The sequence below is a fragment of the Ruegeria sp. AB6 genome, assembly GCF_056542685.1.
Window position 1 is genome coordinate 1 of the sequence record NZ_JBQGAD010000011.1, and the last position, 25,214, is coordinate 25,214.

25 protein-coding genes are annotated in these 25,214 nt (G+C 53.6%); 9 read left to right on the forward strand and 16 right to left on the reverse strand.

Annotated features, from left to right (window positions below; translation table 11 throughout):
• The 3 genes from ACR0DB_RS18370 to ACR0DB_RS18380 form a co-directional block, all read left to right on the forward strand.
• Window positions 1-239: hypothetical protein (locus ACR0DB_RS18370; protein ID WP_480552433.1), on the forward strand; the 239-nt coding region annotated here is incomplete at its 5' end.
• A 528-nt stretch (window positions 240-767) separates the two neighbouring features.
• On the forward strand, window positions 768-2,357 hold the full coding sequence (locus ACR0DB_RS18375; RefSeq protein WP_480552434.1) for an arylsulfatase: 1,590 nt from the start codon (window positions 768-770) through the stop codon (window positions 2,355-2,357).
• A 134-nt stretch (window positions 2,358-2,491) separates the two neighbouring features.
• Entirely contained in the window at window positions 2,492-2,683 is a 192-nt protein-coding gene (locus tag ACR0DB_RS18380) for a hypothetical protein (protein ID WP_480552435.1), read from the forward strand.
• Window positions 2,684-2,905: 222 nt separating this feature from the next.
• Here ACR0DB_RS18380 and ACR0DB_RS18385 read toward each other — a convergent pair whose 3' ends face one another.
• The 3 genes from ACR0DB_RS18385 to ACR0DB_RS18395 all read right to left on the reverse strand — a co-directional run bounded on the left by ACR0DB_RS18385 (window position 2,906) and on the right by ACR0DB_RS18395 (window position 5,944).
• Window positions 2,906-4,270 carry an alpha/beta fold hydrolase gene (locus ACR0DB_RS18385; protein ID WP_480552436.1) on the reverse strand — a complete coding sequence of 455 codons (1,365 nt, stop codon included), beginning with the start codon at window positions 4,268-4,270 and terminating at the stop codon, window positions 2,906-2,908.
• Window positions 4,271-4,748: 478 nt separating this feature from the next.
• Window positions 4,749-5,300, reverse strand: a complete 552-nt coding sequence (locus tag ACR0DB_RS18390; protein WP_480552437.1) for a luciferase domain-containing protein — start codon at window positions 5,298-5,300, stop codon at window positions 4,749-4,751.
• A 53-nt stretch (window positions 5,301-5,353) separates the two neighbouring features.
• Window positions 5,354-5,944: a YceI family protein gene (locus ACR0DB_RS18395; RefSeq protein WP_480552438.1), complete on the reverse strand. Its 591-nt coding sequence runs from the start codon at window positions 5,942-5,944 to the stop codon at window positions 5,354-5,356.
• Between the two features lie 111 nt (window positions 5,945-6,055).
• On the opposite strand from ACR0DB_RS18395, the gene ACR0DB_RS18400 reads away from it, so the two are divergent.
• The gene (locus ACR0DB_RS18400; protein ID WP_170774072.1) at window positions 6,056-6,637 is read left to right on the forward strand and encodes a TetR/AcrR family transcriptional regulator; all 582 of its coding nucleotides are present in this window, start codon (window positions 6,056-6,058) and stop codon (window positions 6,635-6,637) included.
• A 349-nt stretch (window positions 6,638-6,986) separates the two neighbouring features.
• Here the strand turns inward: ACR0DB_RS18400 and ACR0DB_RS18405 are convergent, their stop codons facing one another.
• From ACR0DB_RS18405 to ACR0DB_RS18465, 13 genes are all read right to left on the reverse strand, one after another.
• Window positions 6,987-7,673: an ABC transporter ATP-binding protein gene (locus tag ACR0DB_RS18405; protein ID WP_170774073.1), complete on the reverse strand. Its 687-nt coding sequence runs from the start codon at window positions 7,671-7,673 to the stop codon at window positions 6,987-6,989.
• Entirely contained in the window at window positions 7,670-8,419 is a 750-nt protein-coding gene (locus ACR0DB_RS18410; protein WP_170787782.1) for an ABC transporter ATP-binding protein, read from the reverse strand. Before ACR0DB_RS18410 ends, ACR0DB_RS18405 begins: the two co-directional genes overlap by 4 nt.
• Window positions 8,416-9,393: a branched-chain amino acid ABC transporter permease gene (locus ACR0DB_RS18415; RefSeq protein ID WP_480552439.1), complete on the reverse strand. Its 978-nt coding sequence runs from the start codon at window positions 9,391-9,393 to the stop codon at window positions 8,416-8,418. The genes ACR0DB_RS18410 and ACR0DB_RS18415 overlap by 4 nt, the downstream gene beginning before the upstream one ends.
• Window positions 9,390-10,310 carry a branched-chain amino acid ABC transporter permease gene (locus ACR0DB_RS18420; protein WP_170774079.1) on the reverse strand — a complete coding sequence of 307 codons (921 nt, stop codon included), beginning with the start codon at window positions 10,308-10,310 and terminating at the stop codon, window positions 9,390-9,392. Before ACR0DB_RS18420 ends, ACR0DB_RS18415 begins: the two co-directional genes overlap by 4 nt.
• 50 nt (window positions 10,311-10,360) lie before the next feature.
• Entirely contained in the window at window positions 10,361-11,494 is a 1,134-nt protein-coding gene (locus tag ACR0DB_RS18425) for an ABC transporter substrate-binding protein (protein WP_170774081.1), read from the reverse strand.
• Window positions 11,495-11,893: 399 nt separating this feature from the next.
• Window positions 11,894-13,021 (reverse strand): guanitoxin biosynthesis MBL fold metallo-hydrolase GntH, encoded by a 1,128-nt coding sequence (gene gntH, locus ACR0DB_RS18430; protein WP_480552440.1) that lies wholly within the window; start codon window positions 13,019-13,021, stop codon window positions 11,894-11,896.
• Between the two features lie 313 nt (window positions 13,022-13,334).
• Window positions 13,335-13,967, reverse strand: coding sequence for a tyrosine-type recombinase/integrase (locus ACR0DB_RS18435; protein ID WP_170774124.1), 633 nt, complete (start codon window positions 13,965-13,967; stop codon window positions 13,335-13,337).
• 374 nt (window positions 13,968-14,341) lie between these two features.
• Window positions 14,342-15,247, reverse strand: coding sequence for an HAD-IIA family hydrolase (locus tag ACR0DB_RS18440; protein ID WP_237215996.1), 906 nt, complete (start codon window positions 15,245-15,247; stop codon window positions 14,342-14,344).
• On the reverse strand, window positions 15,244-16,059 hold the full coding sequence (gene phnE, locus ACR0DB_RS18445; protein ID WP_170327399.1) for a phosphonate ABC transporter, permease protein PhnE: 816 nt from the start codon (window positions 16,057-16,059) through the stop codon (window positions 15,244-15,246). The genes ACR0DB_RS18440 and phnE (ACR0DB_RS18445) overlap by 4 nt, the downstream gene beginning before the upstream one ends.
• On the reverse strand, window positions 16,059-16,874 hold the full coding sequence (gene phnE / locus ACR0DB_RS18450) for a phosphonate ABC transporter, permease protein PhnE (RefSeq protein WP_170375209.1): 816 nt from the start codon (window positions 16,872-16,874) through the stop codon (window positions 16,059-16,061). Before phnE (ACR0DB_RS18450) ends, phnE (ACR0DB_RS18445) begins: the two co-directional genes overlap by 1 nt.
• On the reverse strand, window positions 16,871-17,665 hold the full coding sequence (phnC, locus tag ACR0DB_RS18455) for a phosphonate ABC transporter ATP-binding protein (RefSeq protein ID WP_170353305.1): 795 nt from the start codon (window positions 17,663-17,665) through the stop codon (window positions 16,871-16,873). Before phnC ends, phnE (ACR0DB_RS18450) begins: the two co-directional genes overlap by 4 nt.
• A 60-nt stretch (window positions 17,666-17,725) precedes the next feature.
• Complete coding sequence (gene phnD, locus ACR0DB_RS18460) at window positions 17,726-18,700, reverse strand: phosphate/phosphite/phosphonate ABC transporter substrate-binding protein (protein ID WP_170787718.1); 975 nt, start codon at window positions 18,698-18,700, stop codon at window positions 17,726-17,728.
• A 58-nt stretch (window positions 18,701-18,758) separates the two neighbouring features.
• Entirely contained in the window at window positions 18,759-19,568 is an 810-nt protein-coding gene (locus ACR0DB_RS18465) for a DeoR/GlpR family DNA-binding transcription regulator (RefSeq protein WP_170774135.1), read from the reverse strand.
• Between the two features lie 244 nt (window positions 19,569-19,812).
• Here ACR0DB_RS18465 and ACR0DB_RS18470 point away from each other — a divergent pair, with 244 nt between their 5' ends.
• Genes ACR0DB_RS18470 through ACR0DB_RS18490 form a run of 5 tightly spaced genes read left to right on the forward strand, consistent with a single transcriptional unit; the run spans window position 19,813 to window position 25,212 of the window.
• Window positions 19,813-20,277 (forward strand): NUDIX hydrolase, encoded by a 465-nt coding sequence (locus tag ACR0DB_RS18470; protein WP_170774137.1) that lies wholly within the window; start codon window positions 19,813-19,815, stop codon window positions 20,275-20,277.
• A gap of 58 nt (window positions 20,278-20,335) precedes the next feature.
• A complete protein-coding gene (locus ACR0DB_RS18475) occupies window positions 20,336-21,361 on the forward strand; it encodes an ABC transporter substrate-binding protein (RefSeq protein ID WP_170353301.1) in 1,026 nt (341 codons plus the stop codon).
• Entirely contained in the window at window positions 21,362-23,578 is a 2,217-nt protein-coding gene (locus ACR0DB_RS18480) for an ABC transporter permease (protein ID WP_480552441.1), read from the forward strand.
• Window positions 23,575-24,645: an ABC transporter ATP-binding protein gene (locus tag ACR0DB_RS18485; protein ID WP_480552442.1), complete on the forward strand. Its 1,071-nt coding sequence runs from the start codon at window positions 23,575-23,577 to the stop codon at window positions 24,643-24,645. Before ACR0DB_RS18480 ends, ACR0DB_RS18485 begins: the two co-directional genes overlap by 4 nt.
• Entirely contained in the window at window positions 24,646-25,212 is a 567-nt protein-coding gene (locus ACR0DB_RS18490) for a histidine phosphatase family protein (RefSeq protein ID WP_170787714.1), read from the forward strand.
• Window positions 25,213-25,214 lie beyond the last annotated feature (2 nt).

The following is a 25,214-nucleotide window of genomic DNA, read 5'->3' on the forward strand; positions in this document are numbered from 1 at the left end:
GGGCGGCAGAGGGATCAACACCGGGCGTAGCCGCTGGAACGATGGTCACGTTAATTCTGACTTTTGTTTCCTTCGACGCCGCGAATTCAATCGCTACTGTGACGGACAGCAGCGGCACAGAACAAATGATCGAGGTTGAAACAGAAGTTGGCCGTGAGTTTGTTGAGCAACTTAGCCCGGGAGACAGAGTAGCTCTAAGATTCACGGAAGGTCTTACTGTGGGAATTGTCGAAGAATAGGTGTCCACAGCGCGGCTTCATCAGGCGTATCTTGTGATTGTTATATCGCCACCCATGAAACAACTCGTCCCACCGCTTCCGGCGCCCCAAAGCTCTTAGCATTATTGGTTCAATCTGGGCGTCGAAGGGCGGCGAAAATCAGCCTTCCCAAAAGGGGATGAGGCATAGGTCATACATTGGTCTCTGCCTACTTACCGACAAGCCGACCTTGGCTCGTGGTTCAGCAATGGTCGCTTTGGGCTTGACGTGGATATTCATAGGATTCCGTTCAATGTCTGCTAAGCGGACACACTTGCCCAAAGCGCAAGTAATAGATCCGATTATTCTTTTGCGCAGCCTCAAGACCGGGCGCCGCGCGCTCTGGCGCGCGCCGGAGCTGCGCTTCCTCCGCTGAACCCGTTCTGAGGTCACGCACCGGAATCTGCTCTTGCGGCAAATTGCGAGTTACGTATTTGCGGGCGGCTGGTAGTGTTTATCGTGCGCGTTTTCCATTTAAGGGTAAACCAATCGATAACGGAGGTAACAATTATGAACCCACGCAAGCTACTGGCCCTTCTTGTCGCAGTGACAGCTGCACTTGGCCTGTCTTCCGTCGCGGCTATCGCGCAGTCGGCGGACAAACCGAACATCCTCGTCATATGGGGCGACGATGTCGGTGTCGCGAACATCTCGGCCTATACACGCGGCCTGATGGGCTACCAGACCCCAAACATCGACCGTGTCGCGAATGAGGGCATGATGTTCACCGACTATTACGGGGAGCAGTCCTGCACCGCCGGCCGGTCGTCCTACATCATGGGGCAGTCTGTATTCCGCACCGGACTTTCCAAGGTCGGCTTGCCAGGCGCCGAGCTTGGCATGCGCGAGGAAGACCCGACCATCGCCGGCCTCCTCAAGGCAGAGGGGTACGTGACGGGCCAGTTCGGCAAGAACCACCTTGGCGACCGGGACGAGCATCTGCCGACAAACCATGGCTTTGACGAGTTTTTTGGCAATCTCTACCATCTGAACGCTGAGGAAGAGCCTGAGAACTCGGATTATCCGGGCGACGCGGTTCTTGAGAACGGCCAGACGTTCCGCGAAGCTTTTGGCCCGCGCGGTGTGATCAAGTCGACGGCAGACGGCGAAATCGGAGATACTGGGCCGCTCACCAAGAAGCGGATGGAAACTGTTGACGAGGAGACCATTGCAGCGGCCATTGACTTCATCAAGCGCGCGCATGATCAGGGCCAGCCCTTCTACGTCTGGTGGAGCGGCACGCGAATGCACTTCCGCACGCATCTCAAGGACGGGATGCTGGAGCAAGCCAGCGAAATCGCCGGCCGCCGCCTCGACGAATACAGCGCAGCCATGATCGAGCATGACATGCATGTCGGAAAACTATTGGACTTATTGGACGAACTCGGCATCACGGACAACACGATCGTTCACTACTCGACCGATAACGGCCCGCACTACAACACGTGGCCGGATGCCGCCGCGACCCCGTTCTTCGGCGAGAAGAATACCAACTGGGAAGGCGGCTGGCGGGTGCCCTCGATGGTGCGCTGGCCCGGCAAGATTGCAGCAGGCTCGATCACCAACGAGATCGTGCACCACATGGACTGGCTGCCCACCTTCCTGGCCGCCGCGGGACGCCCCAACATCAAGGAAGAGTTGAAAGAAGGCGGTGTGCAGGCAATAGGTCGCGAATATAAGGTGCATCTTGATGGCTACGACATCTTGCCGCTTCTGACAGGGCAGACCGACAAAAGCGATCGTCGGGAGATCTTCTACTTCTCGGACGACGGCGACCTGACGGCGCTGCGTTACGGCGACTGGAAGTTCATCTTCATGGAACAGGAACGCTACACCACGCTTCGCGCTTGGCAGGAGCCCTTCACCCCCCTGCGTGTGCCGCTGATCTTCAACCTGCGGCGCGATCCGTTCGAGCGGTCCTACCGGACGTCGAACAGCTACTATGACTGGATGATTGACCGCGTGTTCTTCTTGGTGCCTGCGCAGCAATACGTGGCAAACTTCCTGGCCACCTTCCAGGAATTCCCGCCACGCCAGAAGGCGGCGAGCTTCTCGCTCGATCAGGTGATCGAACAGATGACCTCCGTAGTCGGCGACTGACCGAACCGAACCGGAACGTTTCTTGCCGGCGCCCCGCAAGGGCGCCGGTTATCAGACGGAACCGGTTGAGACTGAAGAGAGCGCAGAGGTTCATCCTGCCGAAAAAGAATACGTGAAATCATGGCAATCTCGCGATGGACACCGATATTTACTGGGCCTCGCTGACGACGTCAGCGATGTCACAGGTGCCTGAATATGCGGGTTTGGACCAATGCGTCGCCGGTCACACCGAGATCGCCGAAGCCAATCAACTGGTTGAAAAACATATTGCTCGCAGTTTCTGCTTTGGGCTCAAAGCAGCTATTCGCAACACTCGGCTTGAATGACTGCTACGCGGACTGTGCAACCATCCGCATTCTTACTCCAAAGGACCGCAGTCTGCCCAAACCGGACATTCTTAACAAGACTTTGCAATTTCCGAGATCAAGACAAAGCGGTCGATGACGAGAAGCCTATAGTTTACAAATTCCAGTATCGAAAATCGAAGGGCGCACGGCATCCTCTTACCTATGAATAATAAAGTTTTGGCGATGAACAACGTACACTGCTCAAATTGAATTCAAAAAACGCTCTATTTCCACTAGGGCTTTAGGCCAGGCAGGATCATACTCTGGCATCGTATTGTTTGCTGTCTCAAGGCCAATAAAGCGCGCATTCTCGATGCCGGCGGCGAATATCCTACCTTGTTCAACACTGTGCATCCTGTCTCGATTAGCGTGCATAACCAGAGCCGGACAGGTGATCCGCAGAAGTAGATCAGTTACGTCCACCCCTGCGACCAGTGGTCCAATCTTAAGCCAATCCTGATGGTCCATTGCCACTTTCATAAATTCTGCATAAGTGCGCTGGTCATGCGGACTTGCGGTTGGAGCAAATGATTGGGCCATCAAGTCTCTTGCAGAAGGGTATTCATCGTTCCAGCCTTCAAGACTCATATCCATCATTGCTTGCCCAAGCGCAGCAATTCCGGGCTGTGAACGAACCGCAAGTCCTTGTGCAAATCCACCGAGTAGAACCAACCCCGAAACACGGTCAGGATTGTGTGCAGCAAAAGCCGCCGCAATGGTTGCCCCAAAAGAAATGCCAAACAATGGAACTTTTTCGATCCCAGCCGCGTCCAGTACGGCCTCAACATCTTCGACGATGCGATTTAGAGATACATCCTGCACGCCCCTCTGGGACAAGCCATTGTTTCTACCATCAAACCGATAAAGGCAGTGGTTCTCAGAAAGAAGAGGTAACCATCCGGCGATGGTGTTCATCGTCCAATCGTATTCCAGATGCCTAAGCCAGTTTGGTGTGACCAGTAACTTTCTACCGCTTCCAGTCGATGTCCAGGCAAGCGTTGTACCGTCTTTTGATTTTGCAAAGCGGACGTCTTGAGAGTTAGCCAGCAGCTTGTTCTTTGCGCGTCTTTTGTCACCATCCAAATCAATAGAGTAGGCTTCCACTGGATTTGGAATTCCCTTCAGCCGTATCGAGCTTTCTGGTCGCAACGCTACTGCCAGCGAAGTTCCCGCAACTTCGGCAGCTGTCTTGCTGACGAGACAACTTCCAATATGGGCACTGGACTGAAGGCGAGACGCAACATTAACGGCCTCTCCGAACAAGTCTGTACCATTTGGCATTACGTCGCCAACGTGGAGACCTCCTCGAAGTTTTACGTCTTCATCTCTCATCTGATTGAAAATCTGACTGGCAGCATTAATTGCGTCTGTGGCTGCAACAAACTCAACCAAAGCACCATCTCCCATCAGCTTGAATATTCGTCCTTTGTTTTCATGGACCACCGGTCTGATCACATCGTCCAAAATGCGTTGTAGAGTGTTCAGCGTGGTCTCAGCATCCTGTGACATGCGCTTGGCATAATCGACGACATCAAGGCTTAGGATCGCAGCAATTTTCCGCTTCATCAGTCGATGTGATCCTTTTAGCTAAACCAATTCCTCTGAACCAAAATTAACAGACGAATAGGTTTTTGTGACCAAAACTTGTGCCTGGGCATTTTGCTAAGCCTGCAAGTTCCCAAACTTGCGTTGAAACAGACAGCCGAGCAAAATGTCTAATTGGCTGGCGAAACCCAGAATAAAGGTGAATGACTAACGCATTCGCGTTGCTAACTAAGGTTCACTTCGAAATATCAATTCTAAAGGTGTCAGTCCGTAGCTCTTCTCATCTGTGACCGACGGCAGGCCGAAGCGGAACTTCCACTCTGAGCTTTGCAAAATCTAACAAGCGGACTGCAGCCACCATGAATGTGAATGGCTTTAAGGTATCGAGCGCTTCGCCACAGTGACAATTCAAGAAATAAATCACTGCGAGAAACAAGGTGGCTGAAACTGCTCTCTTACAGGAAACAGGCGTCCCCGCACACTTTCGCGCAATTCGAGCTTAGCCCAGAGCGATGCCGGTGATGAAGGTGTACGAGCTTTCAACCAGATCGATGACGACATCCAGTTCTTCGGGTGTGGTTGGAGTATAGATCATGACAAAACCGCTCCACCCAGGACGTTGCTTGGCCCAGGGGTGAGCTACGGCCCAGCCAGCCTCAATTGCCCTTCGCGCCATTTCTGGGTCGAGCGAGGCGTGCAAGCTGCCATCAGGATGCATGTGCGCAAACTCAAACCCACCGACGATAGAGTTCGGTTGGGACAACAACATATCGGGATCAAGCTGAAAGCCAATCGCGCCAGGTAATGATATGCGTGTGGGGCCAAGTGTGACCCCTGGGAATTGCGCAACTCGCTCCAGCAATAGCTGGGCCAAATCGGCATTAATTTCGACACCAATCTGAGTTTGCGGCACGCCGCTTGTCGTTTCGGGACGGGGCGAGATGCGCTCCGGCAAGGAGCGCTCTTGCGCGGACGCCATCGAGCACATCAATGTCACTACCGTCACAGAAACCGCCAATGTTCTCAGGTGTACATTCATCGTATTGACCATCCGCCAATATCAAAGATTGAGTGCTCAGCGCCGTATCGGTGCCCCTGCACGCATCATTCAGCTTTTAACGCTTCGATATTGATCAAGAGCTCTATCTCGTCGCTCACAGCAGGTGCAAAGGCCCCAAGTCCGAATTCAGACCGTACGATAGTCGCCGTGGCAGCCAGCCCCAAGGTCGGCGTGCCCACTTTTGGGCCAAACGGGTATGGCGCTGACTTGTTGAGCGTTGTTTCCAGAACAACAGGCTTGGTGACGCCATTCATGGTCAAGTCGCCAGAAATATCCGCGGAATTGTCCCCGGTCACTTCAATGCTGGTTGAGGCGAATGTGACCACGTCACCGTCGTTCGCGCTGAAAAAGTCATCGGACATGAAGTGTTGCAAACGGGCACCCCAGCCCGTGATCATGGATTTTACAGGCATAGACACTGTGACAGACGACGCAGACGGATCATCTTCGTTGAACTCTATCTCGCCGCTAAAACCTGAGAACATGCCATATGTTTCTGAGAACCCGATGTGGTCGTAGCTGAACAATACCTGGCTGTGTCCAGGATCCAGCTCGTAGGTGCCACTCTCGGACAATGCGGTTGTCGCGCCCATCGATAAGATTACCGCCAGCGGGGTTGCTGCCACTTTGAACATTGATACGCTCCCGTTTTGACAAGACTTGTTTGTGGGATTTAGGTTTTGACCGACCAAGCTTTTAGAGCAAAATGTTCTACTATGCAACAAAATGTTCTATAGGAGAGGTGATTGAAAGAAGATCCTAGGCTGATCGCCACACGACAGGCGGCGCTTGATGCGGCGCAAAAGATACTTATGGATGAAGGCGTGCTGCACGTAACTCATGGCGCAGTTTCAAAGGCAACGGGCATTTCGCGCAGTACACTTTACAGGCACTGGCCAGATGCGCGTAGTCTGCGTGATGCAGCATTCCGGCGCATCGCAACACCACCGAACATACCGCCCAAAACCGATGGCCCGCTGCGATCTGACCTGCGTTGGTTACTCAGCGTACTGATGGGAGCCTTGAATGACACACCATGGGGTCAAATTGCACCTCAGGTAGTCGCTGCTGCGTCCACCGATGCAGAAGCGCGGTTGGTGATCACTGAATTCATGAAAGACAGGTTCGCAAGTGTTGAAGCAGTATTTGCAGCCGCAATAGACCGAGGTGAGATTGCCGCAGATGTTCCGGTTGAACAGCTTTTAGAACTAGCCGTCGCAGTACCTTATTTCCGCAAGCTCATACGTCACGAGGCGCTGAACGAAGAATGGTTGGACAAACATGTCGATCTGCTTTGCAGTATCGCGAAAACCAATTCGGGACAGTGACCATCGCCTGACTTTGAAATCAAAGCGACCTGCAACTGGCGCGAGATTTCGACAGGACAGCAAGTTATTATCAATAGCCTGTCCAGCCGGTTCCTAGTAGCGGTTGCTCCAAAAGGTCTCGGTAAACGATTGCTATGATGGTCCGCCGAAGTTTGAAAAGTCAGCATTCTGCGCACTGTCGACAGTGATGCACGGTGCAGCAATGACCGCTCTGCGGACAAAGCAGCCATCTCATCCCGACGAAAGTAATGCGGTTCGCTTTTTGACAACTGTTCTGATTTCGCGTCGAGCCATCAAAAATGATTTGGTGGCCGCGTGTTAGCCATCAAGGCTTGGGTATTTGTACCAACTAGACGCCGAGATGCCGATGGCTGACTTCACTATCCAGATCGCCCATTGCGCCTGACCAGATCGATCTGCCTCGTTCAAGGATTGTCGCTCGATCACAGACCGCTCGCAATTCGCTAAGCGATTTGTCGATTACCAGAATTGAAAGACCAGATTCACGTTTTAATTGCTCCACGGTCACCCAGATTTCACGCCTGATGTTTGGCGCAAGCCCCTCAGTTGCCTCATCCAAAATGAGCAAGCGCGGATTGGTAACTAACGCGCGCCCGATGACCAGCATTTGCTGCTCCCCGCCTGACAATGAGCCCGCAAGCTGGTCGGCGCGTTCGCTGAGACGCGGGAAAAGCGCAACGACCTTGTCTATATCCCAATGGCCAGGCCGGGACACAGCTATGAGATTCTCACGCACCGTCAGATCGCGAAATGCGCGTCGGCCTTCGGGGACAAGGCCGATGCCCAACCTTGCCACTTGGTGGCTCGCCAGTCTGCGAATGTCGGTGCCGGCAAAAACCATAGAGCCTTTGCTTCCGATCATTCTGCAAATAGCGCGTACGGTGGTTGTCTTGCCCATGCCATTACGCCCCATAAGAGCGACGACTTGGCCCGCTTCGATCGTCAGATCAACGCCAAAGAGGGCTTGGCTTTTGCCATAGCTTGCGACTAGGCCGGAGATGGAAAGAAGGCTCATAGGTTCTCTCCAAGATAAGCGCGCTGAACTATTGGATTTTTGCGAATATCTTCGACTGAACCGGTGGCAATCACACGCCCGTAATCAAGAACCGTAATTCGGTCAGCCAATTTGAAGACGACATCCATGTCATGTTCCACAAGCAGTATTGGGGCCTGATTTCGCAAGTCGCGCAGCAGGTCCGTGAGTAGCTGCGTGCCTTCCGCGCTTAAACCGGCCATTGGCTCGTCCAGTATGAACACCTTTGGTTCAAGGGTCAGCGCAACTGCGACTTCCAGTTGGCGGCGCTGACCATGGCTGAGTTCACCTGTTCGCTTGTCTGCAAAGTCGATCAGGTCCACGCGACGCAAAGCATTCTCTGCGTGATCGCGCAGGTTTTTGTCGCCAAGAACGGGTAGGAAGAATTGCCAGGGTCGGCTTTTGGCCCCAAGCGCGCCCAGCATGGCATTCTGCAAAACGGTGTCCTCTGACGCAAGAGAGGAAATCTGGAAGGTGCGTCCGAGCCCCAGCCTTGCCCGGTTTTTCGTAGTCTCGTGCGTGATATCCTGGCCCAGAAGGCGAATCGAGCCCGCGTCAGACTTCAGGCCGCCGCAGATCTGAGCAATGAGTGTTGATTTACCAGCCCCGTTCGGGCCGATCACGGCGTGAACTTCTCGGGGCCTCAGGTCCAACGTCACGTCGTCGTTTGCAATCAGGGCGCCAAAGCGTCGAGTGAGACCTTCAACTTGCAACACGGGCCGCATCATCGGTCGGCCCTTCCCGTTATGACGCCGTAAAGGCCGCCGCGGGCGAAAAGGACGACCACCAACAAAAGCAAACCAAGAAAGAATAGGAAGTATTCGCCAATGCCTCCAAGCGCATGCTCGAGTACGACGAACAGAGTCGCGCCCGCGACCGGCCCAAACGTCCGGCCCAGCCCTCCGAGGACTATGAAAACGATCAGTTCACCCGACATCTGCCAGCTGAACATCGTCGGACTGACGAAGCGATTAAGATCGGCAAAAAGCGCCCCCGCCAGCCCACAGATCATGCCAGAAATCACCAATGCGATGAGTCTCAGCCGAAACGGATCAAGCCCGACGGCCTCCACCCGCTCGGAACTTTGCCGCGCAGCGTTTAACGCAAGCCCAAAGGGCGATTTTACGAGCCGAACGTTTAGCCAAAGGACTAGGCTCAGAATTGCAAAACAGATTCCGAAGAACTGAATGGGATCAAGCGTGTTCATCCCCGGGAACGAATTTCGAATGTAGATAGAAAGGCCGTCTTCTCCGCCATAGGCGGGCCAGCTGATTGCGAAGAAAAAAAACATCTGCCCGAAGGCCAGAGTGATCATGATGAAATAAACGCCGGTAGTTCGAAGCGACAGAAGCCCGATAATAAAGGCGGCAGCACCTGAAAACAGTATTGCCATCAACCAGATCACAGGCATGAGCTTGGTTCCAGAAATCGTGAACGGCCATTCCATCAATGGCGAATACGTCTGCGCGTGAAACGCCAGAATACCCATCGCATAGCCGCCAATCCCAAAGAAGACCGCGTGTCCGAGGCTCACGAGTCCTCCTAGCCCAAGCGCGACATTGAGACCAACCGCAGCCAGAGCGAAGATGACCGCGCGGGTCGCCAATGTAATTGTGAAGGGTTCGTCCGAGACCCAAGCCCAAAGCGGCACGCAAAAAAGCAGGCTCATGAGAATGGCGTTTAGTGCTTTTTCCGAGATCATGCGCGCGCCCCGAACAACCCGGTGGGTCTCCAGATCAGCACGCCAGCCATAAGAACGTAAATTGACATCGAAGCCAATGCCGACCCAGTCGACGTCGCAACATCCGGCGCCACGAGCAGTTTGAACAGTTCTGGCAGGAAGATGCCGCCCAGGGTATCGGTCAGTCCAACCAGCAAACTGCCGATAAGCGCCCCCCGAATGGACCCGATGCCCCCGATCACTATGACGACGAAAGCAAGGATCAGGATCGGCTCTCCCATTCCGATCTGGACCGATTGGATGGCACCTACAAGTGCGCCCGCTAATCCGGCGAGCGCCGCTCCGAGCGCGAAGACAAACGTGTACAAGCTGCCAATATCAACGCCGAGTGCTGCAATCATTTCGCGGTCATTTTCTCCGGCACGAATCTGAATGCCAATGCGGGTCCGTGAGATGAAAAGCCACAGTCCAACCGCCACCAAAAGCCCTACAAGGATGAGTACGAGGCGATATAGCGGATACTGAATGCCGCCTGGCAATGAAACGGGACCGGACAGATAGCTCGGAATATCGAGAAACAGCGGGAATGAACCGAAGATCCATCGCGTACCCTCGGAGAAAATCAGTATCAGCGCAAAAGTCGCAAGCACTTGCTCGAGATGATCGCGGACATAGAGCCGACGAATGACTGCCAATTCGACGATGACCCCGGCCATAGCCGCCGCAGCAATGGCGGCTGCAACAGCCACTAGGAAAGACCCCGTCGCCGCAGCGGCCGCCGCAGCCGCAAAAGCACCGACCATGTAGAGCGATCCGTGCGCAAGATTAATCAGGCCCATCACGCCGAAGATCAGCGTCAAGCCGGCTGCCATGAGAAAGAGCATGAAACCGAACTGTATTCCATTCAGAATCTGCTCGGCAATAAGGATTAAAGTCACGGTTCGAGCAAAAACGGGCCGCCGCTCTGGAGTTGGGCGCGGCCCTCCGATTACATTTTACAGTCTGCCGCGTAGGCGTCCGAGTGGTTATCCAACGCCACACCAATGATCCGGTTGGTGAATACATCACCTTCCTGAATGACTTCGCGCGCATAGATAGTCTGAATCGGATGGTGGTTTGGACCAAATGCGAAGTCGCCTCGCGTGCTGTCAAACTCGGCGGCGCGCAATGCATCGCGGAACGCGTCTTGATCCGAGACATCAGCCGATCCCAGCGCCGAAACAATCAACTGCGCCGTGTCAAAGCCCTGGCTTGCGTAGAGAGACGGAAGCCGCCCGTACTCGGCTACAAAGCTTTCTACGAATGCGGAATTTGTTGGATTGTTGATATCCTTGTTCCATTGGCTGGTATTAACAATCCCAAGTGCTGCGGGCCCGACGGCTTGAAGAATGCCCTGATCAAACGAAAACGCCGGACCCACCACGGGCAGATCAACCCCGCTGTCCGCGTATTGCTTGAGAAACGAAATCCCCATTCCACCGGGAAGGAAGAAAAAGACACTGTCTGCGCCAGACGCACGGATTTGAGCAATCTCGGCCGCATAATCCGTTTGGCCAAGCTCTGTATAAATCTCACCGGCAAGATTGCCTTGGAAGAACCGCTTGTACCCAGTCAATGCGTCCTTACCTGCCGGATAGTTCGGGGCGAGGATGAAGCTGTTGCCGTACCCTGCTGTATTGGCATAGGCGCCGGCTGCTTCGTGCAGGTTGTCGTTCTGCCAGGCGACGTTGAAGTAATTTTCATGACAGCCCTGACCGGCCAGCGCCGACGGTCCCGCGTTCGGCGACAAATAGAACTTACCTTGGGCCGTTGCCGCTGGAACAACCGCCATTGCGAGGTTCGACCAGATAATGCCCGTCAGGATATCCACTTTCTCGGATTGGATCATCTTGTCAGCAAGCTGCACGGCGACATCGGGTTTTCGCTGATCATCTTCGATGACAACTTCGATGTCATCCCGCCCGGATTGCTTGATGCCCAGCATGAAACCGTCGCGCACATCGATCCCCAAGCCGGCTCCGCCACCAGACAGAGTAGTAATCATACCGATCTTGGTCTCAGCGAATGCGCCTGTGGCCAGCATCCCGATGGATGCGGCAATGGCAATCGATTTATACGTCATAAGTTCCCCCCATGTTGTTTTCTACTGACACCGGATGCATTTGCCCGGCCGTGTTTGAAGTTGCAACAGCGAGGACCGCTTTCGCAAACAGTATTTATTGAGATGCTTTCCTGTTCAGAAAGGCAATGTCCAGTGCAAGCATTGAATCTCTAACTTTTAAATTGGTTTTCAGTACCTAGATTCGCAGATTTTGGGGCCGTATTGCGAGGCGGCAGCTAAATTGGAGCCCATGATCCTTGAGCGTAAGTTGCTGTTTACTAAATTTCCGCGTAGCCACACGGAGACAACTTTTACAGTCAAAAAGTATCCCGCCAGCTTGATGCAGATGTTCCTTGAACGCAACTAAATGTCTGCCTTGCGGACAAAGCAGCCGCTAAATTCACTGTAGCGCAGTGCGGACTAGTCTCCGCTAAGATCTAGGCGACCTGCATTAAGCCAATCTGACAACTCTGTCCTTTCGCTGGGGTCAGGTGGGCCCGCAGGAGTTGGAGGGTCAACAGGCAATGGATTGTCTGATCCAACGATCTCTCGAACACCTACGGCATCTTCCGAAACATTCCAAACGAGCATGTCCCGAGCCAAAGTGAGCGGTCCGTCATAGGTCTTTCGGATTGCTGCAATTGTGTCAGGAGCAATATCGAAATCGGCAAATGTATGGTAGGCAATCGCGTGCCGCGGCTCGATCATCGAGAATAGTTTTCCGCACGCGTTTGGTGGCGTGTGAACCACCGTTGCCACTAGTCTGGCGCGTTCAGGGTCGTAGTTTTTGATATCGATGAATTGTTGGATCGTTAAGTAGCATTCGTGAATGACAAGATCAGCTTCTTTAGCGTTTTCCACGAACCACTTGTTCGGGTTGGTGTCACCAGAATAGACGAATTTAAGTCCTTTCCACTCCAAGCTGTAGGAAACTGAACCGTCTATGCCGTGAATCGCGGGCCAAGATCGAATAACAACACCATCGCTTTCATAAACTACTTGTGTCTGAGAATAGTCGAACTCAGTCACCGACAGGTGTCCACCTGCCGACGGCATATTCCCGCGCCGTCCTGCCACGTCCCAAGCCAACATTTTCTGGAGGCCATCCATGGCTGTTGCGGTCCCGTATTCTGGCTCTAAGCCACTTGGCCCCCAAACCCGTAGTGGAACCGTTCGGTTTGACACCCAGCCGCCCACAAAAAGTGCATCGAGGTCTCCAATATGATCTACGTGCAGGTGGCTAATGAACACTTTGTCGAGATAAGTGTATGGGATTTCCAATGCGGCCAAATTTGCTAACGAACCGGTTCCGACATCGAATAGGAACTTGTCGCCATTGCCAAGTTCAACCAACCACGACGCTGACGCTTGGGAATGTCGAAAATTAGGTGTTCCAGTTCCCAGCGAGATAACTCGCATCTCTGCTTCACCGAGCGGCTCTGTGTTCGGATAATAGAACTTTCTCTCTCCGGATGAACCAGCTGAAGCTGCGCCGCAGCAAATCGACGCAAATACAAAACTCAATGGCAGCAACAATCCTAAGCGCACAGTCTTCCCCGATTTTCTGATGCATTCTATGATACAACCAAATTGCTTCAGTCCAAAATCGGGCGTCTGCTTTGGGCTCGAAGAGGACGTTCGCCGCACTTTACAGGAGTGACTGCTTACTTCGCACAAGCAGTCACATGGGAGTGATGACGCCCCAGCTACTGACCTGAGCCCGGCGATCCGGGCGGGAGCTTCAACTCAATCGACAACGATGGTGACGCTCGTCTCGGCTCAGAAGCCCAGTGGATGGTCAACACTCATGCGACAATCGCCAGTCACGAAAAGCGGGCGACTCTTGCCGCCCGCTCAATCTTCACACGTCGATCTTTTCTGCGATACTCAGCGCGTCTTCTAATTCAACGCCAAGATATCGAACTGTGCTGTCAACCTTGGTGTGGCCAAGCAAAAGCTGCACCGCGCGTAGATTGCCTGTTTTCCGGTAGATCAGTGCCGCTTTTGTGCGTCTCAGCGAATGCGTGCCGTAACCGCTCGGCTCCAAACCAATCGCCGACACCCAATCGAGGACCAGACGCGCGTACTGTCGTGTCGATATATGCGGCCTTTCGTGGAAGCGGCTTGGGAAAAGGAAAGTGCGTCCAAGCATCTCCGGGCGACATATCCAGGTCCACACGGACTGGCGGGTATTTTCCGAGACCTCGAATTGGACCGGCCGTTTTGTTTTGCTCTGGACAACTGTCACGCGTTCGCGGACACGATCACCAGTAACAAGATCGGCTACGTTCAATCGAACGAGATCGCAGCCTCGCAGCTTGCTATCGATCGCAAGATTAAAGAGTGCCAAATCCCTGAGATTGTCCGAGAGTTCAAGCCGGGCGCGGATGGCCCAGACCTGCTTCGCGAGAAGCGGGCGTTTCTGGCCTATAAGGCGACCTTTGTTCCACGGCGGGCGCTTCGGTGTGATGGCAGGAAGTTGAATAATGGACATCGATTGTCCTCCATCCTTCCCTCCCTCTCCAGGCACCGACACCATGTCGACCAACTGACTCTATCAAGGAGCAAAATGGCAGGTGTCATCAGCTTACCCGACGTTCGTGAGCAGCGCAGCGTATGACCGTTTCGAGCCCTCAGTGAACGATGCGGCGCGATCAACCGACGACGGCTATGCGCAGAAAGCGGGCTTTGCATAGTTCGGAATGCGGCCCAAGCCGGACATGAGTTTAGAGTTAAATTGTTGCGGAGGGTTTTCCAAAGCTGCTGTTCACACGCGGAGCTTCGTTCACATGGTCGGGATCTGCGCAACGCTGATTCACCCGACGTTCGAGTTAACAGAAAGACGTGTCCAAGCGGAACGCCCTAATATCAAGGTCGGTTTACAACAAAGCTTGGCACTATCCCTGCCTTCATGATCGCTGCTTCAACATCATGCCCTGCGAAGAAACCGAATCCAGAGATGAGCGCGGAAGCTATGCCTGCATTTCGTGCACCTAGAATGTCGGTGTGCAGGCTGTCGCCAACCATCAGAACCCGGGACTTGTCGATGTGCCCCAGACGATTGAATGCAAGATTATAGATGTTGGCGAAAGGTTTTCCAAAGAACTGAGGGGTGACGCCTGTCCGGTCTGCTAGCCGGTGCGCGTAAAGACCGGGTTCTTTGGAGAAACCATACTCGCGCGGAGCGACAATGTCAGGATTGCCGACCAATACCGGGCGGGGACGTTGCAGCAAAGCGGCCTCTAACATGGCTTGTCGCGCTTCATTCCAAACAGCTGACCCAATCATCAAAAATCCGTCGACGGTTTCGTAGGGCTTCGGGTCATCCTCCAGGTAGGATAGCTTCAACTCCTCCAGATCGCGAAGGCCGGCACTTGGAGTTGCCATCAATCCCCAATGCAACTCATTTTGGCCGTTTAGCTCAGACAACAACGTGGCCCGACTGGTGATCACGTCTTGTGGCGCGAAGTTGTAGCCAAGCCCATAGTATTTCTCCATAAGAGTTGTGTGGGGAAACCCTGCAGCATTCGATACGACCAGAACACGTTTGCCGGCGGCTGTCAGCGACCTGACCCGATCTGGTGTTTCTGGGATTGCCGTATCACCAATATTGAGAACCCCGAAGGCATCGAGGAGGAACACGTCAAACTCGTGAGCTATGTCCTCTAGCGTGTCCGCCTGACGATAGCTCACTTCAGTTGATCTGGGTTGCGGAAGGCGATGTCTTACAGCCTCGTAGGCGTCAAAAGCCTCTTGCGCAGAGAAACCGGTCAAATGATGGCCCCTCTTACTTTCGCCGAAACCCATTCGCTGATCATAACCGCGACCAGAATTACAATCAGGATCAGACTAACTTGCGGCCAAGCCAGTACGTTGAGCGAGGCCGACAATTGCAACCCGATACCCCCGGCTCCAACCAGCCCGAGCACCGTGGATTCGCGGATGTTGATATCCCAACGGAAGACGGCAATGCCCGCGAAAGCGGGTAGGATTTGCGGTACGATCCCATAGGCCATGACCTGCCAGCGTGAAGCACCGGTTGCCGTGATTGCTTCGACCTGGGTGTGATCAATTTCCTCGATCGCTTCGTAAAGAAGTTTTGCGCAAAACCCGATTGAACGAATGGCGATTGCTATGACACCAGCAAATACGCCGGGACCAATAATCGCGATCAAAAGAAGCGCCCAGATCAACGAGTTTATAGAGCGGGTCGAGACAATGACCAACAAGGCAATCGGACGGATGAACAAGGCCGATGGTGTGGTGTTGCGGGCCGCCAAAAAGGCAACTGGCACTGCCATGCACAGTGCAATTATGGTCCCCAAGGTAGCAATGTTTAGCGTGTCCCAAATCGGGCGACCTAACTGGGTGATGTAATCCCATTTAGGAGGCGTTGCACGGGTCCAAATATCGTTGGCGATGCGGGGCGCATCCCAGACGAAAAACCAAGTCGTCGATTCCGAGATCAGCTGCCAGCAGTAAACAAAGATTGCCACGCCCAGCAACCAACCGAACCAACGGACCAAGCTCTGACCCGTTGTCCGGCGACGCCAGATTTGCGCATCGTCGCGTTCAAGTATCGGCATTACTGAACCCTCGCTCGAATAATTCCCGAAAGGTATTCAAGTGCCATCACGATGCCGATGATAAGAATGAGAATGGCTGCCGCAGTGTCGTATTCATAGCGGTCGAATGCGGTGTTCAAAGTTGCACCAATTCCACCAGCCCCCACGAGCCCGAGGATCGCGCTTTCTCTGAAATTGATGTCGATCCGATACATGGAAAGGCCCACAAGTCGCGGCATAACTTGGGGCTGAACTCCATAGTTGATCCATTGTGGCCAACGCGCTCCAGAGGCCTTAATCGCCTCGGCCTGAACCTTGTCCATGGCTTCGATATCTTCGGCCAGAAGTTTTGAGAGAAATCCGATTGTGGCGAAAGAAAGCGTCAGAAATCCGGCCAGCGGGCCAAAGCCAAAGATAGCCACAAGCAAAATGGCAACGATAATCTCTTGCAATGCCCGACTTATCGCGACAATGCCTCGGCAAATCATGTAGATTGGCAATGGCGCGATATTGCGGGCAGCCCCCAACCCAATCGGGATCGAAATCAGGATGCCCACGACCGACGCGGCCACGGTCATCACGATACTTTCCAGAAGGCCGCTCCAAATATCGGTCCACCGTGAAATGAAGTCTGGGCTGGTGAACGCAAGCACAAACGCCCAACCCCGATCCAACCCTTCATAGACACGACCCCAATCAACTTCGATGGTCATGAACGCCGCGATCAGGTAGGCGAAAAAGCCAAGGAGCAATGCCCAGCGGAGTAATGGATTTTTGACAAAGGCAGGCTTACGCCAGCCTTTTCCCAGCATGTCGTCTAACTCTCGATGGCTCATTCTGCAGCCTCGACATCGTCATCTTCGTCAACTTTTTCGATGGTTGCTTCCCAGTCTTCTTCCCCATAAATCTCGGTCAGCTTCTCAGGGGTAAGGCCTGTAGGAAGCCCATCATACACAATTTCGCCGAATCGGAGTCCTACGACACGGGGAACAAACATCTGAGCGAGCGCCACGTCATGGATATTGATAATGGCTGCCAATCCGCGTTCCTGACATAACTCGGTGATGAGACGCATAATTTGACGGCTGGTCTTTGGGTCCAGCGATGCAGTTGGTTCATCGACCAACAGCAGCTTTGGGTTCTGTATCAGTGCCCGGCAGATGCCGACCCTTTGGCGCTGACCGCCAGAGAGTTCGTCCGCCCGTTTATCCGCCATGTGCAACAGCCCCACCCGATCGAGTAGCCGGAAGGCTTCGTCCACATCCGACTGAGGATAGCGCCGTAGAAAGCTGCGCCAGAACCCCACATAACCCAGCCTGCCGGACAATACATTTTCCATCACTGTCAGGCGTTCGACCAAGGCATATTCCTGAAAGATCATGCCCATTTCGCGGCGTGCCTTCCGTAGTGCCCCCGATCCGAGTTTGGTCAGGTCCACATCATCCAAAAGGACACCGCCGCTTGTAGGTTCAACCAACCGGTTGACACAGCGGATCATCGTCGATTTGCCCGCGCCCGAGGGCCCAATCAACGCAAGAACCTGTCCTTTTGGAACCTCAAGATCGATTGCCTTCAGCGCCTGATCCCCGGTCTTGTATGTTTTCGTCAGCTTTTGAAGACGCAGCATGAAATGCCCCAGATTAGGGTGAACGGCGGGCCCATTCAGGCCCGCCGGATTAGTGAAAGGTTATTGGCAGGCGTAGGAAACGCCATTTGCTGCGTCGATTTTACGAATGACTTCCCAGAATTCCTGATAAGTCATCTCCAGGAATTGGCCTTCGTTTGATTTTGAGAACTCAGCTTCAAGTGTCGTCCCCTCCCAATCGAAATTGAAGAAGGCATTGCGGATCTTTTCCTGCAGCTCGGGTGTCAGGTTGTAGACGGTGCCAAACCCAGTGGTCGGGAAAGTCTGCGACTTATAAATCGTAATGACATCATCCTCATTGATCACGTCACGAGAGATCATCCGCGATTTAACCGAGTTCGCGATTGAGGCCGCTAAGTAGTCTTTGTTGGCAACACCTAAGATCGAGTTGTCATGTTTGCCCGAATAGACGGGCTCAAAATCGCGTTCGGGCAGAAGATCAAAGTCGCTTTTCAGGATCGCAGAAGGAGCCTTGAATCCCGAGTTCGATGTGGGGGATGTAAAAGCCAGTTGCTTTCCCTTGATATCTTCAACCTTTTCGATGCCAGAACCCGGATAGGTGATGATTTCCATCTCGTAACCAAAATTTCCGTCCTTCGAAGCCATGATTGTGAACGGGCGGAACCCTGCGCAGTTTACCGCAAGTGGGTTGGAACCGGTGTTGAATCCCGCAATATGCAGGCGCCCTGAGCGCATCGCCTCGATCTGAGCTGCGTTGTTCTGGACTGGGAAAAAGACAACGTCCTTGCCCGTTTCTGCTTTCAAATGGTCGAGAAAGTCTGACCACGCAGTTTTGTATACGGCGGGGTCTTCAACCGGCGTGTAAGCAAAGATCAAGGTGTCTGGATCTATTTGCTCGGAAGGATCTGTAGGGATATCCGCGATCAAATCCCCGTCGGCATCACAAAAACGCTCATCCAAGTCACCGCGTGGACAATCCTGCGCCGACGCTATTCCACTCATCGACATGAGTGCGATTGCAGATGCCCCAAGCAATAGTTTGATATCGATCTTCATGTTTTCCTCCCAGTCATGTGCGGTGCTTTTTGTCCGCTGTGAATCAATCATTTTATGTTTACTCGGCGACGAGAACGTCGACCTCTACGCCCTCAAAAGCGTTGCGCAATTCTCCTGTTGGTTTTTTGTCGGTGACAATGGAATCCAAGTCGTTAAGGTCTCCTACTTGAGACAAGCCTTTCCGGCCGAATTTCCCGGAATCAACAAGAAGGTGCCGTTTCTCGGCACGCGTCAGCATCACCCTCTTTACTTCCGCAAAGCCCCGCACTGTTTCTGAAGGACCTTCTGTCGACAACCCAGAGGCACCGATCATGCACCTGTCGACGTTGAAACGGGACAGAAATTCCAGCGTCTCGGTTCCGATAGTTGCAGACTCAGTTGCCAGATATTCCCCCGGGCATAACAGGACTTGTGCGGCCCCATGGCCAAGGGTCATAGCTATGGGAATGGAATTGGTGATTACCGTGCAGGGAGTACCAATGTAAGCCAGTACACGTGCCATTTCGATTGTGGTCGAGCCGGAATCGATCATGACGGTTTCACCGCTCTGGATCAGTTCTGCCGCAATTGCACCTATCCGTTCGCGTTCCTCAACTTGATCGTTTGTTCGTTCATCCAAACCCGGATAGTGCCCTTGCGCAGCGGCTGATGCCCCCCCGTGTGCGCGCGCTATCAAGCCGTCGTTCGACAGAGCATCGAAATCTCTACGTACCGTTTCGTTGGAGACGTTGAACCGCTGTGCCAGTTCGTTGATGCGAACGTGCGGGCGCAGCTTCAGCTCCAACAATATCTGTTGGCGCCGGTCGGACTTCTTTACCCGGCTCTGGTTCTTTTCAGACATTTTGCCGCGCGTTTTTGTTTTGGACATCCGACGACCCGACTAGGCTTCTCAACCTACTTTTGTGGGCTTTCGGTCATATTGCAATATTTTTTGTTGCATAACCCTCAGAAGGTTGTGAGAATTCGAGCGAACACAAGTAATTCGAAGCGCAAAGCGAAGATGCACAGGTTGATCAAATTCAGAATACGAGCCAAGGCAAAGCGTTAACCGGCCAACCTGCCAATCAGACAGCTTCCTTTTGGTTCTTGATCGTGTGGCATTGAGGGGTGGCATGGGCGACAGCGAAACGGCAGATCAGATTGCGGCGCTTCCGATGCGCTGGGATAAGACTGGCAAATTGCGCGTTCTTATGGTCACTTCGCGGGATACCGGCCGGTGGGTTATCCCAAAAGGATGGCTAATGGACGGCAAAAAACCTTGGCATGCCGCAGAAATAGAAGCTCAAGAAGAAGCAGGCGCAGTCGGCACCATATCGAAACGGCCGATCGGTCATTTTTTCTATGATAAACGATACAAGGGGCGAAACAGCGTTCGCTGCCGCGTTACCCTTTATCCTCTGGTCGTCGAAAAGTTGAAGCGACGCTGGAAGGAAGAAGGTGAACGAACGCGTCATTGGTTCTCACCGGCAAAGGCCGCAAAGCTGGTTCAAGAAAGAGACCTGTCAGATTTGCTGCATAATCTAGCGGACGATCCAGAAGTCAAAATTGTCATAAAGAAACTTCGAAAGGCTGCATGAGGAAGGGCATGAAAGAACCGGGAAACCCGGACGCATTACGCTCATAGGGAGGAAAAATATGAGGAAATTGACATCCACTGCGGTTGGATCGGTGATTGCCCTGGCTGCGTCACTGTCGGCGGCACAGGCCGATAAATTGACTTTCTATTGTTCGGCACAGGAAGACTGGTGCCAACTCATGGCGCGAAGCTTTGAAGATGCGACTGGCATCGACGTCAACATGACCCGGAAGTCGTCAGGTGAAACCTTTGCACAAATCCGCGCCGAAAGCTCGAACCCGAAAGGGGACGTTTGGTGGGGCGGTACCGGTGATCCGCATTTGCAGGCTGCCGAAGAGGGCCTGACGATGGAATACATTTCGCCAATGCGTGACCAACTTCATGATTGGGCGATATCCCAGGCAGAAAGCGCGGGTAACAAGACGATTGGCATCTATTCAGGCGCACTCGGCTATGGCTACAACGCCGATCTTGTCGCTGCCAATAACCTGCCCGAACCTGCCTGCTGGAAAGACCTGCTGAAGCCCGAATACAAGGGCCACGTTCAGATGGCGAACCCGAACTCATCAGGTACGGCCTATACCACGCTAGCGTCGATGGTGCAGATCTTCGGCGAAGATGAAGGCTTTGAGTTCATGAAAGGTCTGCATTCGAACATCAACCAATATACCAAGTCTGGCTCTGCGCCCATCAAAGCCGCTGGTCGCGGTGAGAACACCATCGGTATCGTCTTTATGCATGACGCTGTGAAGCAGGCCGTTTCAGGATTCCCGATTAAGGTCGTCGCACCGTGCGAGGGCACAGGATACGAAATTGGCTCGATGTCGATTATTGAAGGAGCCCGCAACGAAGAAGAAGCGAAAAAGTTCTATGACTGGGCACTGTCACCCGAAGCCCAGAACCTTGCTCTTCAGGTCAACGCGTTTCAAGTGCCATCGAATAAAGGCGCAGAAACTTCGGATAGCGCGCCTGACATGAGTCAGATCAAGCTGATTGACTATGACTTCAAAAAGTATGGTTCCTCAGACGAACGGAAGCGTCTGTTGCAGAAATGGGACGAAGAGGTTTCGACTCTGCCGCAGTAAATGACTGACCGGACTTCAAAAACGACCCATCCGGTCCTGATCTTCTGGATCGCGGCCGGGTGGGTCGGATTCTGCCTGTTGCCTTGGTATATGGTCGACGGTGGCCTTTGGTCGTTCGAGTGGCTTTTGGACGGCTACCCATTCGATGAGGATTTTGCCCCTGCGGCGTTTCTGATTGGGCAGGGTGAAAAATTTTGGCTCGCTCCGCTCCTGATCGCACTCGTCCTGCCGCTATTGGTGTTGAAGCGCCCCAAATCTGATCCACTTTACGCCAGAATACTGATCCTGTCAGGGGCGCTTGGCTTCGGCTGGCTGATCGCTCAGGGGTTCAGCATTGGCATCAGAGGCTTCAACTTCCATTGGTTGGAGGCGATGTTTGGCGAACTTGGCGACCGTCAGTTTGGAATGGGCTATGGCGCAATGATATGTGCCTCAAGCTTTCTGTTCCTGCTTACACAGGGGATCGCGGCAAGAGGTGCCATTAACGGCGACGTCTTCGTCGTCAGCGCCATCGGCGGCGTGATTACAATTGTCACAGCCTTCGTCTTTTTCCCCATCGCCAAGATGCTTTTCGCTGCCTTCGTCACCGAAGATGGCGCCTATTCTATCGCGGTATTCTTCTCGAAGTTTTTCGATGATCGACTGTGGGGGCTGGGGTGTTTTCAGGGAGCGCGTTGTGGCGCCGCCTGGAATTCACTGTTCCTTGCCATCCTCGTTGGTGTCATCACCACGGTCCTGGGGCTTTGCTTTGCACTGGTCGTGACGCGCTCAGGTTTTCGCCATAAACGCGCGCTGCGGGCTCTGACCGTTCTGCCAATAATCACCCCGCCATTCGTGATCGGCCTGGCGCTGATCTTGCTTTTTGGCCTTTCTGGGTCGGTCACCCGGTTCATTGCCGAACTTCTCGGCACCCAGCCGACACGCTGGCTGTACGGAATGCCAGGCATCCTGATCGCACAGACACTCGCGTTCACGCCAATTGCGTTTCTTGTTCTGATAGGTGTGGTTGAAGGCGTCTCTCCGTCGATGGAAGAAGCGGCTCAAACGCTCCGTGCCAGCAGATGGCAGACATTCAAGACGGTTTCCTTGCCCCTGATGCGGCCCGGGCTTGCAAACGCATTTCTTCTGGGCTTCATCGAAAGCATGGCCGATTTTGGCAACCCACTTGTATTGGGCGGCAATTTCGACGTGCTTTCGACCGAAATATTCTTTGCCATCGTTGGCGCTCAATACGATCAAGGCAGGGCCGCAGTTCTGGCCATGGTGCTGCTGTTCTTTACTCTTTCCGCCTTTTATGCGCAGCGTGTCTGGCTGGGGAAGAAAAGCTACACAACCGTCACCGGCAAAGGGGATGCCGGCGTTCATCCTCTGATGCCAATTGGTCTTTCAGTTCCGGTACTACTCATCGCTCTGGGCTGGGCGCTGTTCACAATTGTTGTTTATGCGATGATCATTTACGGCAGTGTCGTCGAGTTGTGGGGTGTCGATAACTCGCTAACTATCAAACACTATGTCACCGCATTCTCCGCACGTTTCGAAGAAGATAGCATTCGCTGGACCGGAGCCGCTTGGGACAGTTTCTGGACCACCATAACGATCGCGGCCATTGCTGCCCCATTGACTGCCGCCGTAGGTCTGGTGACCGCTTATCTGCTGACCAGGCAAAGTTTTGCAGGCAAGAACGCTTTCGAATTTGGAACAATGTTATCCTTCGCTATCCCCGGAACAGTGATAGGCGTCAGCTACATCCTAGCCTTCAACGTTCCGCCAATTGAAATCACGGGTACTGGTGTCATTCTCGTTGTCAGCTTTATCTTCCGTAATATGCCGGTTGGCGTTCGTGCGGGGATCGCGAGCATGTCGCAGCTTGACCGCAGCCTTGATGAATCGTCGCTGACCCTTGGTGCAAACTCGTGGCAGACGTTCCGAAACGTCATCCTGCCGCTATTGCGCCCTGCGATACTTGCTGCGCTTGTTTACAGTTTTGTCCGTGCCATGACCGCGATCTCGGCTGTCATCTTTCTGGTCAGCGCAGAATATGACATGGCGACCAGCTACATTATCGGTCGGGTCGAGAATAATGACTATGGCCTTGCGATCGCCTATTCGACGACGCTGATTTTTGTGATGCTCGCGGCGGTCGGTTTACTGCAACTACTCGTTGGCCGGGTCCAGATTGGTCGACGCACGCAACACGGAACGGAGGCATCGCGATGACCGACGCCAAAATCGGTTCCAAGGCCGCCCCGGTGCGCTTTGAGAACGTGTCGAAAGTATTCGGTAAAGACGTCGTCGCCGTCGACAAAATCAACCTGCATGTCGATGCAGGAAAACTCGTCACACTGCTTGGTCCGTCAGGCTGTGGGAAAACAACGACTCTGCGCATGATTGCCGGGTTGGAAATGGCAAGCTCGGGCAAGATCCTAATTGGTGATCAGGACGTGACCAACTTGCCTGCCACCGACCGCGACGTATCCATGGTTTTCCAGTCATACGCGCTTTTCCCTCACATGAGCGTGCTGGAAAACGTGATGTATGGCCTCACATTCTCAGGCTTTGCAAAGGACGAAGCCCGCAGCCGCGCTATGCATGGATTGGAACTGGTTGGCCTGCAGGGGTTCGACAACCGTCTTCCCTCGGAACTGTCAGGGGGCCAACAACAGCGTGTTGCCGTCGCCCGCGCGCTGGTTCTTGAGCCTCAGGTTCTGTTGTTCGACGAGCCGTTGTCCAATCTCGATGCCAAGCTTCGCCGTCAGGTGCGAGAGGATATTCGGGCAATCCAGCAAGATCTTGGTTTGACAGTTGTTTACGTGACCCACGATCAGGAGGAGGCACTGGCAGTCTCTGATGAGATTGTCGTCATGCGCAACGCAGCGATCGCCCAAATGGGCACACCACGCCAGCTTTACGATGCCCCGAACGATCGTTTTGTCGCCGATTTCATAGGTGAGGCAAACCTATTGGATTGCCAAATCGTCGATATCAATGGCGACGTGGCAACGATAGAAATAGAAGGCTACCGACATACGCTGCCACGTCGCGGTTTGTCCGAAGGAAACGCAACCATTGCAGTGCGGCCCTCGCGTTTGGTTATCGGCTCAGACCAAGGCATAACAGCCAAGGTGGCGAAGGCGACCTATGTTGGCGTTCGAATGGAATATACGCTGATCGGTACATTCGGTCAGGTTTTTGCCGTACATGACGACGTCGATGCGCCGCTTGATCCCGGCGCCGAAATCAAAATGGGTTTTGCTGACAAAGGGCCCGTTCTTCTGCCGGATTAAATGCCGAAACTCATTATCATCACTCACCCCGAGGTCTCTATCGATCCGGCCGTCCCGATAACTGAGTGGGGCTTGAATGCTGTGGGCCGCAAGCGGGCTACTGAATTTGCATCCAGTGGAATCTTGTCCGCCGTCACTCAGATATGGACCAGCGACGAGCGGAAGGCCCGTGAAACAGGCGAGATTCTTGCTGCACCACGAAAGCTATCAGTGAAATGCAACTTGGATCTTGGTGAGAATGACCGCAGCGCAACCGGTTACTTGCCGCTGAAAGATTTCGAAGCCGCGGCCGATGCTTTCTTTGCTCAGCCGGAAAGTAGCTATCGCGGTTGGGAACCAGCGATCGAAGCACAGATACGCATTCTTCGGACAGTCACTAAGATTATCCGGTCGCATAATGCCGGGGATCTTGCAATTGTAACGCACGGAGCAGTGGGCACATTGCTTTGGTGCGCACTCTCGAATTGTTCGATAGACCGCAAGCACGACCAACCCTCACAAGGCCATTTCTGGCAGGCAGATTTAGCTACGCTCAAGCCTGATTCATGTTGGGTCTCTTTGACGTAGGA